Origin of the sequence: Trichococcus sp. ES5, from assembly GCF_900067165.1 — a bacterium.
In the GTDB taxonomy this organism is placed as follows: Bacteria; Bacillota; Bacilli; order Lactobacillales; family Aerococcaceae; genus Trichococcus; species Trichococcus flocculiformis.
Window position 1 is genome coordinate 414,187 of sequence record NZ_FJND01000001.1, and the last position, 13,098, is coordinate 427,284.

The 13,098-nt window shown below is 47.2% G+C and carries 13 protein-coding genes; 1 reads left to right on the forward strand and 12 read right to left on the reverse strand.

Annotation, left to right across the window (positions count from 1 at the left end; all coding sequences use genetic code 11):
• Window positions 1-123 precede the first annotated feature (123 nt).
• The 10 genes from TES5_RS01880 to TES5_RS01925 form a co-directional block, all read right to left on the reverse strand.
• The gene (locus TES5_RS01880) at window positions 124-822 is read right to left on the reverse strand and encodes a zinc metallopeptidase (protein ID WP_068559140.1); all 699 of its coding nucleotides are present in this window, start codon (window positions 820-822) and stop codon (window positions 124-126) included.
• Between the two features lie 235 nt (window positions 823-1,057).
• Entirely contained in the window at window positions 1,058-2,257 is a 1,200-nt protein-coding gene (locus TES5_RS01885; protein ID WP_068559142.1) for a MalY/PatB family protein, read from the reverse strand.
• A 148-nt stretch (window positions 2,258-2,405) separates the two neighbouring features.
• Entirely contained in the window at window positions 2,406-4,073 is a 1,668-nt protein-coding gene (locus TES5_RS01890) for an FAD-dependent oxidoreductase (protein ID WP_068559145.1), read from the reverse strand.
• Between the two features lie 31 nt (window positions 4,074-4,104).
• On the reverse strand, window positions 4,105-5,190 hold the full coding sequence (gene arsB, locus TES5_RS01895) for an ACR3 family arsenite efflux transporter (protein ID WP_068559146.1): 1,086 nt from the start codon (window positions 5,188-5,190) through the stop codon (window positions 4,105-4,107).
• A gap of 41 nt (window positions 5,191-5,231) precedes the next feature.
• Window positions 5,232-5,585, reverse strand: coding sequence for an ArsR/SmtB family transcription factor (locus tag TES5_RS01900; RefSeq protein WP_068559148.1), 354 nt, complete (start codon window positions 5,583-5,585; stop codon window positions 5,232-5,234).
• A 97-nt stretch (window positions 5,586-5,682) separates the two neighbouring features.
• Complete coding sequence (locus tag TES5_RS01905; RefSeq protein WP_068559150.1) at window positions 5,683-6,207, reverse strand: arsenic metallochaperone ArsD family protein; 525 nt, start codon at window positions 6,205-6,207, stop codon at window positions 5,683-5,685.
• Between the two features lie 176 nt (window positions 6,208-6,383).
• Complete coding sequence (locus TES5_RS01910; RefSeq protein WP_068559151.1) at window positions 6,384-6,617, reverse strand: thioredoxin family protein; 234 nt, start codon at window positions 6,615-6,617, stop codon at window positions 6,384-6,386.
• Between the two features lie 32 nt (window positions 6,618-6,649).
• Window positions 6,650-7,654, reverse strand: a complete 1,005-nt coding sequence (locus tag TES5_RS01915; RefSeq protein WP_068559153.1) for a permease — start codon at window positions 7,652-7,654, stop codon at window positions 6,650-6,652.
• Between the two features lie 200 nt (window positions 7,655-7,854).
• Window positions 7,855-8,088, reverse strand: coding sequence for a thioredoxin family protein (locus TES5_RS01920; protein WP_068559155.1), 234 nt, complete (start codon window positions 8,086-8,088; stop codon window positions 7,855-7,857).
• Window positions 8,089-8,112: 24 nt separating this feature from the next.
• Window positions 8,113-8,403 (reverse strand): ArsR/SmtB family transcription factor, encoded by a 291-nt coding sequence (locus TES5_RS01925; protein ID WP_068559156.1) that lies wholly within the window; start codon window positions 8,401-8,403, stop codon window positions 8,113-8,115.
• Between the two features lie 563 nt (window positions 8,404-8,966).
• Between TES5_RS01925 and TES5_RS01930 the strand changes: the two genes are divergently transcribed.
• Entirely contained in the window at window positions 8,967-10,085 is a 1,119-nt protein-coding gene (locus tag TES5_RS01930; protein ID WP_068559367.1) for a 5-methyltetrahydropteroyltriglutamate--homocysteine S-methyltransferase, read from the forward strand.
• 94 nt (window positions 10,086-10,179) lie between these two features.
• Here TES5_RS01930 and TES5_RS01935 read toward each other — a convergent pair whose 3' ends face one another.
• Together TES5_RS01935 and TES5_RS01940 are read right to left on the reverse strand one after the other, a co-directional pair.
• Window positions 10,180-11,502, reverse strand: coding sequence for a uracil-xanthine permease family protein (locus tag TES5_RS01935; protein WP_068559159.1), 1,323 nt, complete (start codon window positions 11,500-11,502; stop codon window positions 10,180-10,182).
• A gap of 396 nt (window positions 11,503-11,898) precedes the next feature.
• Window positions 11,899-12,921 (reverse strand): serine hydrolase domain-containing protein, encoded by a 1,023-nt coding sequence (locus TES5_RS01940; RefSeq protein WP_068559161.1) that lies wholly within the window; start codon window positions 12,919-12,921, stop codon window positions 11,899-11,901.
• Window positions 12,922-13,098 lie beyond the last annotated feature (177 nt).

Here is a 13,098-nt window from a genome sequence, read left to right on the forward strand (position 1 = left end):
AAGATAACAAGTGTAACGACTAGTCTCAAAAGGTTCATGGACCTAAAAAAACTGCTCCGGCCCGTTGAAATAGACCTAAGCAGTTTTTCAGGATGAAATTAGGACAATTAGCGTACCTAACGACTAATCGTCATTGTTTCCGCCACCGAAAAGCAAGAGCAGACGGAGCAGTTGCAAGAAACTCATGAAGGCAGCTGCGACATACGTCATGGCAGCTGCGACAAGAACTTTGCGTGCTTTCGGCACTTCTTGTGCATTCAGGATGCCACCATTCGAAAGAATTCTCAAAGCACGCCCGGATGCATTGAATTCGACTGGCAATGTGACCACTTGGAACAGGAAGCTGAACGAGAAGAAGAGGATCCCCAAATTGAGGAATGTCTGGTTCATGCCAGAGAAAACACCGATCATAATCATCGGCATGGAAAGTGTCTGACCAAAATTAGCGGCCGGAACCAGAGCGGCACGCAACCGCAACGGAATATAGTTTTTTTGGTCCTGTATTGCATGTCCGACTTCATGGGCAGCGACGCCGATGGCCGCGACCGAAGTCGAGTTGGCTGTCGTATCGGAAAGACGCAAAACTTTAGCGCGCGAGTCGTAGTGGTCCGTCAGATCTCCGCGGACGCGTTCGATCCGCACATCATGGATGCCCGATTGTTCGAGGATGAAGCGCGCTGCATCCGTAGCGGTGTATCCGTTTTGGCTTTTCACTTGGTTATATGTATTGAAGGTACGCTTGACGAATCCCGAAGCAATCATGGAAACCGCGATGCCGAAGATGATCAATATATAGGTGCTATCGAAGAATGGATACAACATGTATCATCAACCTTTCTTTTATTTATTCTACAGTATAGCATCCGATTGTGAAGAAAGGATGAAGGATGCTTACGTTGGGATAATTTTATAGAATTCTTTAGATATTATTGTTTGCAAAACCGGATTCCGCTTGGACGAAGTAAATCAACTGAAGTGGGAGCAGCGCGCTGCTGTCCGTGGGTTTCCACCAAAACTCTAGGGCTGCCTCGAAAAATCGAGACAGCCCTCAGTTTTTCTATTGATTTTGTGTCCGGTATTTTTTCATGACTGTTACCAAGCGCTCCATCGCTTCCATCAACGTTTTCGTAGGTGCCCCCAGACTGATCCGCTCATATCCTCGACCCTCGTCCCCGAAGATGTAGCCTTCATCCAGGAACACTTGCGCTTCCTGCTCCATGATTTCTTCCAACTGCTTGTGCGACAACCCAAAGGCACTGAAATCCATCCATTGCAGGTAGGTGCCTTCCAGATCGAAGACAGTCACTTCCGGCAGTTCCTTCGCCAAGAACTTCTTCAGCGTCTCATGGTTGTGCCAGATCAAAGCTTTGAACGCCTCCAACCAGTCCTCGGCTGCCGTGTAGGCGATCTCTGTCGCCTTCAAGCCGATAACATTGGTTCCTCCGCCAATGCCGGTCATTTCCATATCCATCTTGAAAGCCGTGTGGAGCTCCGGATTCGAAATGATGACATTGGAATTGCGCAGGCCCGCGATATTGAAGGACTTGCTGGCGGCGGTTGCCGTGATGCAGATGTCCGCAGCTGATTCGGATATGGATGCCATCGGTGTGAAAACATGGCCGGGCATGATCAGATCATGGTGGATTTCATCCGCCAAAATCACAACATCATTGGCGGCACAGATGTCGACGACACGCTCCAATTCCGCTTTGGTCCAGACGCGGCCGACTGGATTATGCGGGTTGCTGAACAGCATCAGCTTTGTATTCGGTTCTTTGGCTTTCTCAGTCAAACCCTCAAAATCAATTTCATAACGATCACCGTTGCGGATCAAAGAATTGTTGATAAGCTTGCGTTTCGTATTTTTGATTGACTTCATGAACGGATAATAGACCGGCCCCATGTAAAGGACACCGTCGCCTGGATCGGTATACGCTCGAATAGCGGAATAGAATGCCGCGATGATGCCTGGTGTACAGATGATCCATTCCTTCTTGATTTCCCAAGCATGGCGGTTTCCCATCCAATTGATGATTGCGCGGTAATAGTCTTCGGTCGGCAGATCATAGCCCATTACGGCTGTTTCAATGTATTCCTGCAAACCCTCGACGATTTCCGGCGCTGTCTTTATGTCCAAATCCGCAACAGAAAAAGGAAAAACATCCTTTCCCACATTCGGATTGCTTCTGTACATGGCTGCCCATTTTTCGGACCCTGTATTGCTCCGATTGACGGGTGTTTCGAAATCATACTTCATCTATTCATCCTCCCAACATTTTACTTACTTTTCATTTTATCACTCGTTTTCACAATTGCCACCCCTAATCAGATTTTAATCCAAAGAAAATGGAGAATCCATTTCGGAGATTCTCCATTTTTCTCACATACAATCAAAGACTCACCTTTTAGTTTTTTCTCTTCAGCATTATGAGGTAACTTTGATAATTTTTGTTGCCGCCTGAAAGGTTGTAGACTTCCTTGAAGTCTAAATTGATCAGGATATTCTGGGCGGCATTTCCGGTCACACCTTTGTTGCAGTAGGTAACTGTCGGGATATCTTTGGAAAGCTCACCGGCGCGTGCGCGCAGTTCCCCTAACGGGACGTGGATCGCATCTTGGACGTGGCTCTTCTCGAAGTCTTTGGCGGAACGCGTGTCGATGACCTGGATAGATTCGCCTTTTTGCTGCATTTCGACCAGCCGGGCTGGCGTCATCAAAGGATTTCTGTGTAAGGCGTTATCCAATGCCATGCCTGTATAATGGATAGGATCTTTTGTCGTTGCAAATGGCGGTGCATAGGCCAAATCCAGATGGAACAGGTCTTCCGCTTTCGCCTTGAAAGTGATGGCAGTGGCGAGGACATCGATCCGTTTGTCCACACCTTGCGATCCTAAAACTTGTGCGCCTAAGACTCGTCCGGTGGCTTTATCCGCCAATGCCTTGATGATCAGTTCCTTGCCGCCAAGGTATTCGGCGTGGTCCGGCTTGATGTTGTATAGGACTTCCACGGCATAACCGGCCGCCTTCGCTTCTTTTTCAGTCATGCCCGTCTGGCCAACATGCAGATCGAATACGCGGAAGATGCCGGTACCCAGCACCCCGCGATGTTCCAGATTTCCGCCTGTGATCACATCTCCGGCGATACGTCCCATCTTGTTGGCCGTAGAGCCTAATGGACGGTAAATCGGTTTGCCTGTAATGGCGGAGAAGCTTTCGGCCACATCACCGACCGCATATACATCCTGGATGTTCGTCTGCATTTTGCTGTTGACGGCAACCGCACCCTTCGCTCCGATCGTGACGCCGATTTCTTTGGCGAGCTCAGTGTTCGGTCGCACGCCGGCAGCCAGGATGACGATATCCGTTTCGATGGTGGCACCATTTGTCGTCACTACTTTTTTGACGGTCCCCTTACCGTCGATGGTCTTGACCGTATCCCCGAGGTGCAAATGCACCCCGTTGGCCATCAGCACTTCTTCCACCCGGAAAGCCATATCCGCGTCCATCGACGGCATCACTTGATTTTCCAGCTGCACGATAGTAACATCCCAGCCTTTATGCACGAGCTGTTCGGTCATTTCCAGACCGATGAACCCGGCACCGATGAGCAGCGCTTTTTTAGGTTGGTTCGTTTCCGAGTAACTTTCAATCTCACGAAGGTCCTGGATATTGCGGACGTGGAAGACATTATCGTATTCAGCCTGATCGAACGGTGGAGGCGTCAGCGGAGCCGCACCTGTCGCGAAAACCAACACATCATAAGCGTCCTCTTTGACTTCGCCGGTCTTCAGATCTTTAACTTGAATCTTTTTGGCTTCATGATCTACTTTCGTCACTCTGTGTTCTGTAAAGATGGAGACATCATATCTCTTTTTGAACCATTTCGCATCTCGTGGTGTCAGGCGATCCACTGAATCGACTTCCCCGCCAATTTTGTAGGGGATCCCGCAGACAGAATAGGAAATGTCCTTTCCTTGGTCATAGACGACAATCTCCGCTTCCTCTGTGTTTCTGCGCGCTTTGGCTGCAACGGAGGTGCCCGCCGCTACCGAACCGATTACGATGATTTTCATAATTCATTCTCCTTTTCAGTTAAAAGATGGCTTATTTTACCGCCTTTACAGGATTCACTGCACTATTTTCTTTTTCCGGAAACCAATGTCTTGTTGAATTGGCTATTTTCACCAAAATCAGCATCACCGGCACTTCAGTCAAGACACCCACAACCGTCGCCAATGCTGCTGGAGAATCCATTCCGAACAACGCGATGGCAACCGCCACCGATAATTCAAAAAAGTTCGATGCGCCGATCATCCCGGCTGGCGCGGCGATTGCGTGTGGAAGCTTCAAGGCCTTGCTTGCAAAATAGGCAATGAAGAAAATCAGGAATGTCTGCAGGATCAAAGGTACTGCGATCATCAAAATGTGCAACGGGTTCTCCAGGATGACCTCTCCTTGGAAAGAGAACAATAAGACCAGCATCAACAACAACCCCGCTGTAGTTACGCCATCAAATTTCGAAAGAAAATCCTTCTCGAAATAAGTGACGCCTTTTTTCTTTGTGACGAAGATCCGCGTCAAAACACCACCGACCAACGGAATCACGACAAACAACACAACGGACAAAATCAAGGTATCCCAAGGCACCGTTACATTGCTGACGCCCAATAAAAATTTGACGATCGGAATGAAGGCAACCAGGATGATCAGATCATTGGTGGCTACTTGGACGACGGTGTACGCCGGATTGCCTTTTGTCAATTGACTCCAGACAAACACCATCGCTGTACAAGGTGCAGCTCCCAGCAGAATCGCACCGGCCAAATACTCCGTCGCCAACTCAGGCGTAATGAAATTCTTGAAGACGACAAAAAAGAAAAAAGCGGAAATGGCGTACATGCTGAACGGTTTGATCAACCAGTTCACTGCCCATGTGACATAGAGTCCTTTCGGATTTTTTCCGACATCCCGGACACTTTGGAAATCCACCTTCATCATCATCGGATAGATCATGACCCAGATCAACACGGCTGTCGGGATCGACACGTTCGCATATTCGAATTTACCGAAGAATTCAGGTATGGCGGGCAGATATTTACCGATCAAAACCCCCACCACCATGCAACTGGCTACCCAGACGCTCAAATACTTATTGAAGAACGAAATGCTTGTTTGCTCTTTTCCACTCATTTTATTATACCCCCATTTATTGTTTTACGCTCTTTACAGCTCTATTTTTGCGTCACCTGATCAGCTCTTTTTTCTATTGCACACACCACTTTTGACCGTACAGGTTCGCAGATGCAGGCCGGTGTATCAGCCGTCAGTTCCGCTGTGTCCGTCTTGAATTTTTCAAAGGCGTTTTTATTCAGATCGTAATAATGCCACGTGCCGGATTTTTCCGTCGTCACCAATCCCGCCTTCACCAAAAGATTGATATGATGGGATAAAGTTGGCTGGGTAAAATCGAAATGTTCCAGTATGTCGCAGGCACACATGGCTCCGCAAGAAAGCATATCGACAATTTTGACGCGCTTCGGGTCGGCCAAAGCTTTTGCGACTTTTGCATAATTTTCATAATCCATGATTGCTGATGCTCCTTTTATATAGAAGTTTTTCTATCTATGACTGAAAAAGAAACTCGATCCGGAAAGTCCCGAGATACGAGTCTTTTTTTGCGTGTTAGCAACAGCCGCCCTGTCCACAACCGCATGAGCCCTTACTTGCTGTTGCAGCTTCCTCATGTTTATGGTGATGATGGTGCCCCTGTCCACCGCAGCCACAGCCGCCTTTTTCGCCATGGCCGCCGCAGCAGCCGGATTCTTCTTTTTCTTCTTTTTCCGCTTCGGCAAATTCCTCCGAACCGCCACAACCACAGCCGCCGCAACCACATGAACCTTCCGTTTCTTCAATGAAGCGGACGCCGATGTAGCTTGTGATTTCATCGTTGGTCGGATAGTTGCCGCTTTTCACGATTGCTCCATCCACAACAGTGATCGGCAATACGCTATTGCCTTCAGCCTCGATTTTTTCTTTAACGGCCTTGTTGAGCGTGAATTGATCCGCATCATCGGTTAAATTAAAAAGCAATGCCTCGTAATTCTCCAGTCCTTCCAAGGCCTGCATTACTGCTGCAATGCGCATGGCATCCTGACTGCTGAACAAGCTGCTGCTTGTTTCCGGTTCAAAAATAGTGATGTTTGTCATTTTTCGTATCTCCTCATTCTCTTTCTATTTGAAGATGAATCTTGTATTGTTTTCATTTAAATATTGGTACTCTTATAATATAGATTTTCTTCTATCTATAGTCAATGCTGAATTCAACATGAAACAAAAAAAGTGCGGGGATAAATGTGTCTATTCCCGCACTTTTGGTAACTTGCTTATTTTTTCAACAATTCTGTAATTTCTTCCGTACTGGCGACTTTACCGTAGGAAACAACTTTTTCGTCGATGACCAATCCCGGAGTGCGCATGATGCCGTATTTTGCGATGTCCTTCATGTCGGTCACTTTTGTGATGGTTGCTTCCATCCCCAGTTCCTTCAATGCCTCTTCCGTGTTCTTAGCCAAATTCACGCAATTTTTGCAGCCTATACCCAAAATTTTGATTTCCATGATGATATTCCTCCTGTTTATTATTTTTTTGATCACATAAAAATAGGTCCCAAGAAATTGAACACATAGCCGATGATGATGATGCCGACTGCCACGATTCCGAAGAAAAGGCCCAACAATTTCGGTTTTACGACCTGTTTCAGCATGACCATCGACGGCAAGGACAATGCCGTCACGCCCATCATGAAGGAAAGTACGGTTCCCAATCCGACCCCTTTTGCGACAAGTGCTTCGGAAATGGGCAGCGTCCCGAAAATATCCGCATACATCGGAATCCCGACGAATGTTGCCACCAATACTGAATACCATTTATCCTGACCCAACAGAGCTGTGATGACGGATTCCGGAATCCAGTTGTGGATGGCCGCCCCGATACCGACCCCAAGGAGCACGTAAAGCCATACTTTTTGGACAACTTCCTTCACCTGATCAACTGCATAATCGACACGATCTCTCCTTGTCAACTCGGCTTCCTCAAGTTCAATTGTCGGGCTACCGAACACAAAAGATTCGACCTGGTCCTCCAGATGCGCTTTCCCGATGAAGGTTCCGCCGACAACCGCAAGAATCAATCCCACAACAACATAGGCGATGGCAATCTTCCAGTTGAAGATGCTGGCCAAGAGGATAATCGATGCCAAGTCAACAAGCGGTGAAGAAATCAGGAACGAAAACGTCACACCCAACGGCAGTCCCGAACCGGTGAAGCCGATGAAAAGCGGAATCGAAGAACAGGAACAGAATGGTGTGATCATCCCCAGCAACGCCGCCAGAATATTGGCGGTGATCCCATCAAAACGTCCTAGAATTTTCTTCGTCCGCTCAGGCGGGAAAAAGCTTTGCACGTATGAAATCGAGAAAATCAGCACCGACAACAGAATGAAGATTTTGATGACGTCGTAGATGAAGAAATGGATGCTGCCGCCTACCCTACTGGCGAGGTCCAATCCGAAGACATCCCGGACAAGTATACCAACCAAATCGCTTAGCCACTGCATTTTTAATAACTGATCATTTAACCATTGAAAAATTCCCATAACGAATTGCACCTTCTAGTTTGTATTTTTACTACCCAAGACATTGATGTTTATCTATATATCAGTATACGCCCACACATAGATAAGTGTCAATGTGTTGTTTTTGGGTAGTGAAAGGCTTCAAAAAAGCTGCGATAATGCAGGAGCAGAACCCCAGTTTCGCAGCTTGTTCATCCAAAGATAGGTGTTTTCTCTGTTCTTCACTTTTGCAGCAGTTCTGCAATGTGTTTGGGTGTCAAGATCCGCCCATAGGAGACGACCTTCTCGTTGATGACCAGCCCTGGAGTCTGCATGATGCCGTACTTTGCGATTTCTTTCGGATCCTCCACTTTGATGATGGTTGCTTCCATGCCGATCTTCTTCAGTGCTTCATTTGCATTGGCCTGAAGCTTCTCGCAGTTACGGCAGCCCAGCCCCAAAATTTTGATCTCCATTTCCATCCCCTGCTTTCGAATGAATTATACCGTGGTGTTTTGTTTGGCCATAGTCTGGAAAAAGTCCTTCAACTCATCCAACTTTTCATGATTCACGGAGTATTTGACCCAAATGCCGTCTTTCCTGCTGTCCACCAAGCCACAATCCTTCATCATTTTCATGTGATAGGATAAAGTCGGTTGTGTGATCGAAAACTGATCCAATAACGCACAGGCGCACATTTCCCCTTCCGACAGTAAATCCATGATTTCCAATCTTGTTTCGTCCGATAAGACTTTCAGGCATTTTGCGTATGTTTTGTATTCAATCGTCATATTCAGATCCTCTTTTCTTGATGCCCTTTGAGGCACTCCAGCGCACTCTTTCAGCCTTGAGCCCTTCACATAGACATCTATCTATATGAAGTATATACCCTCACAGCATGAATTGCAATTTCCTTCTTGAACAGAAAGAATCGAAATGAAAATACACCAAAATGAAAAATTAATTAAAAAAGGTTTGACTCATTCTTATTCGCTTGTTATTATATATATAAATTTCAAAATAAATTCACATTGAAAAGAGAAGTACGGGTGGACGAAATGCACAGAGAACCTCGGCAGCTGAAAAGAGGACAGGGATGCTATCCGGAAAATGGTCTTCGAGTGAGTGGACGGCGAACGCTCTTTTTAGAACCTTAGCTCTCCACGGGAATGCCCGTTACAGCATCACAGTATCCCGGAACAGCGATTTGTTGCGGCGTACTGGTTAAGGGGAAAATCGAGAGGTTTTTCTGAATCAAGGTGGTAACACGGTGAATTTTTCATACGTCCTTGCGCAACATATTGCGCAAGGACGTATTTTTTTACAAAAAAACAAACGAAAGAAGGAAAATATCATGACAACCCAAACAACTTTAAGCAGAACGAAGGCGCCATTCCGCGCAGACCACGTAGGAAGTTTCTTGCGTCCCGAAAGCATCAAAAAAGCCCGCAAAGAGCTGGCTGAAGGCAAAATCACGAAGGAAGCCCTGCGCGAAATCGAAAATGTTGAAATCACGCGCATCGTCGACAAACAGATTGCGCTTGGCTACAAAGGCATCACCGACGGAGAGTTCCGACGCTCTTATTGGCATTTCGATTTCCTTGAGAACCTCTTGGGCTTTGAAGGTTACCTTGCGGCTCAAGGCAAACAATTCCACAACGTTGTGACCAGCGCCCACAGCGTCCGCAACATCGGCAAAATCGCCTTTAATCCGGAACATCCCTTCTTTGCGGACTATGCTTTCTTGGCTGAAGCAGTCGGCGATAGAGCCGTTGCGAAAGTATCGATCCCGAGCCCGAACCAATTGATCCGCCTCGGTTTCCGCAATGAAGAAATTTATCCTACATTGGAGGAGTATGCTGCCGATCTGCAGCAAGCATACCGCGACACCATCCTGCACTTCTACTCGTTGGGTAACCGTTACATCCAGATCGATGACACTTTCTGGGGCGACCTTTGTTCGGACAAAGCATTGGAAATCTTCGGTTCTCAGGAAACTTACGATGAATTGAAACGCGTCGCTACTGAAAACGTCAAAAATATCCAGATCGGTCTGCCTGAAGATCTGGTCGTCACGACGCATATCTGCCGCGGCAATTTCCGCTCGTCCTACTCGCAAGAAGGCGCTTATGAGCCTGTTGCGAAAGAATTGTTCGGCGAAACCGGCTTTGACGGCTTCTTTCTGGAATACGACACTGACCGTGCTGGTGGGTTCGAACCATTGCGCTACTACACAGGCGACGGCCAAATTATCCTAGGCTTGATCACTTCAAAAACACCGGAATTGGAAGATATCGCCGAAGTCAAAGCACGCATCACTGAAGCAACCAAGTATGTGCCGTTGGAGCAATTATGCCTGAGCCCGCAATGCGGCTTCGCTTCGACCGAAGAAGGAAACAATCTGACGGAAGAGCAACAGTGGGCGAAATTGGCTTTGGTCAAACAGATCGCTGACGAAGTCTGGGGCGACTGATAGTTCGCATAGTTTTTTTGGTCTAAGCACCCAAAAATCCCAATATAAAAAAGGCATCGCCGCTCTGTAATTGAGCGGCGATGCCTTTTTTGCATTAATGTTTGTGCTCTTCTTTTTTATGAATCGGATGTTTTGGATTATACGCTTCTTCATGCGGCAGAACCAAGTTCAACGCAATACCGGTAATAGCGCTCAATGCTGTACCTGACAAGGTAACCACGCCTGCGATATCCAGAACCGCGCCGCCCAGTCCCAGCACTAGCATCGAGCTGGCGATGATCAGGTTGCGGACGTGGTTGAAATCGATTTGTTCTTCGATCAATACTTTCAGGCCATTACTGGCGATGACACCATACAACAGAATGGACATCCCGCCCAATACAGATGTTGGGATGGTTGAAATCAGCGCAGTGAATTTTCCGAAGAAGCTCAAACCGATTGCGATGAAGGCAGCGTTACGGATGACGGAAACGGATGCGATGCGCGTCATCCCGATGACGCCGGTATTTTCACCGTAAGTCGTATTCGCCGGTCCACCGATGAAAGCTGAAACCGCAGTCGCTACACCATCGCCCATAAGCGTCCGGGAAAGACCCGGATCTTTCAGGAATTGACGGTTACAGATTTTGCCCAAAACAGTATGGTCACCGATATGTTCAGAAATCGTAACCAATGCGACTGGGATGATGGCCAATGTTTCCGGTCCGAAATACAGATCGTAAGAATTGAACCAAGGTGTTTCAAACGGTAGATAGAATCCCGGCAGTTCGAACCATTTCGCATCCAATACAGGTTGGAAATCGACCAGACCCATGAAAAGTGCGATGACGTATCCTCCGATGATTCCGATCAGGAAAGGTATGATTTTGAAAAAGCCTTTCCCTTTCGTGTTGATGAACGAAGTGATCAGGAACGTTGCAATCGCCACAATGATATGACGGATATCCCCATCCGCCACGAAGCCGGCATTGGTTACTGCAGACGAAGCCAGTCCCAATCCGATGACCATGATCATCGGTCCGATGACGATCGGCGGCAGCAATTTGTCGATCCATTTCGTACCCAGCATTTTGACAATTCCAGCGATCAGGACGTAGACAAGCCCCACCATGATGACGCCTGTCTGTGCGGCCTTGATGTCCCCGCCCATTTGTTCAATGGCCACAGCCATTGCTGTAATGTAGGCGAACGAAGATCCCAGATAGACGGGAACTTTCGCTTTTGTTGCCACCTGATAAATCAGGGTGCCGATTCCGCTCGCGAACAAAGCGACCGAGACGGGCATCCCTAAAATTAACGGAACTAATATCGTTGCTCCGAACATTGCAAAAACGTGTTGAAAACTCAACAGAATGCCTTTCAGAACTTCCGGTTTTTCGTCCACGTCCAATAATAACGGTTTTTGGTTGATTGCCATACCTTTTCCTCCTAGTTTTTGGGCAAAAAAATACCCTTTTGACGTTTATTTGCAAAAGGACCTAAGGTATCAAATGTATGTGATTTGTTACCCTTCATGATCTCTCTGAATCATATTAAAGGACTTTGCTTTCACTATCTTATCAATTGTCGGTGGAATTTTCAATAGCAGTTTTCATGTGAATTTTCTCATTTGATACTATCCAAAATGTTAATCAGCTGTCATACTATATTCAGAGTATCACTGTATACTCTCTAGTTACTGAGAGAAACTACTCTTTTTCTTTGGATCTCCGAACCGGATCGGTGAAGCTGCAACTTCGCCGCCCACTTTCTAAAGAACTTTGTCCATCCAAGGACAGCAAAAAAACGCCATCCTAAAAGTGGCGTTTTTTTGCTATTCTGCTGTTTCCTTCTGGGCTTCCTTCCTATATATGGCGATCAGCTCGTCGCGGACCGCGATCCACTCGGGTCTGTGGTCTTTGAGATGGACCCGGTTCGAAAGCAGTATGAACGCTGTTTGCTGGTTCAGATCCAGTATCATAAACGTTCCGGTATAACCGGTGTGCCACAATACAAAATCTTCCCCTTCCTGAATCAGATTCCATCCCAAAGAGCGTGGCTGGCTCGGGACATTCCCCCAATCCCTCAGCAATGTACGGATACTCTCTTCACGCAAAATCCGTTGGCCTTCCCATTCCCCAAAATGCAGCATCATCCGGGAGAAGCGGATCAAATCTTTCATTGGTGCGAACAAGCCGGCACTCCCGCAATGTCCTCCCAAAGACAGCGCTTTGGGGTCATGCACAACGCCCCGGATTAAGCCTCTTGTCGGGTGGTTCTGCGTAGGAACACAGCGCATCGGATCGGTCGGATGGAAGGTACTTTCCGTCATGGCAAGAGGACGTTTGATGCGTTCTTCAAAATTTTTTTCCACCGATTTTCCGGTCAGCTTCTCGATGATGAAGCCCGCAAGGAGCAATCCGGTATCGGTATAGACCACATTTTTGCCTAGGTTCTCTCCTGGCGTAAGGGCGATCAAGGCGGCAATGAGTTCATCGGCAGTCAACGCATCGCGATTTTTGATATAGCCTTTCAGATCTGAAGTATGCGTCAGCAGATGGCGGATCGTCACCGCAGCAGAAGGGAACTCGGGCAGATACGCCTGCACCGGATCTTCGAAGTTGATTGCCCCTTCTTCTTGTAGCTGGAGCAGCAGCGTCGTCGTGACGATCACTTTTGTTAAAGATGCCACATCATAGAGCATGCCTTCCCGTAAGGATTCCCGTTCAGGCAGGATCGCCGCCGATCCGACCATTCGCGTTTCTGTTTTGTCCATGTCGATGAAGGTGTAGCTCACTCCTGGGAAAATATTGCCTTTCAGCATTTCAGCGATTTTCTTTTGGGTTTGTGGATACATCAGCAGACATCACCTTTCCGTTAGTATCGTTGTCTATCATTATAGCGCATCCCTAGCTTGATGCACGGCCGATTTCGAACGCTTTTTACAATTTTATGGAGAATTGGTGTGAGATTTGCGAAGCACTTTTCAAATTAAGAAAGAAACAGCTTTATCACCGGATCATGTGTTAGAATA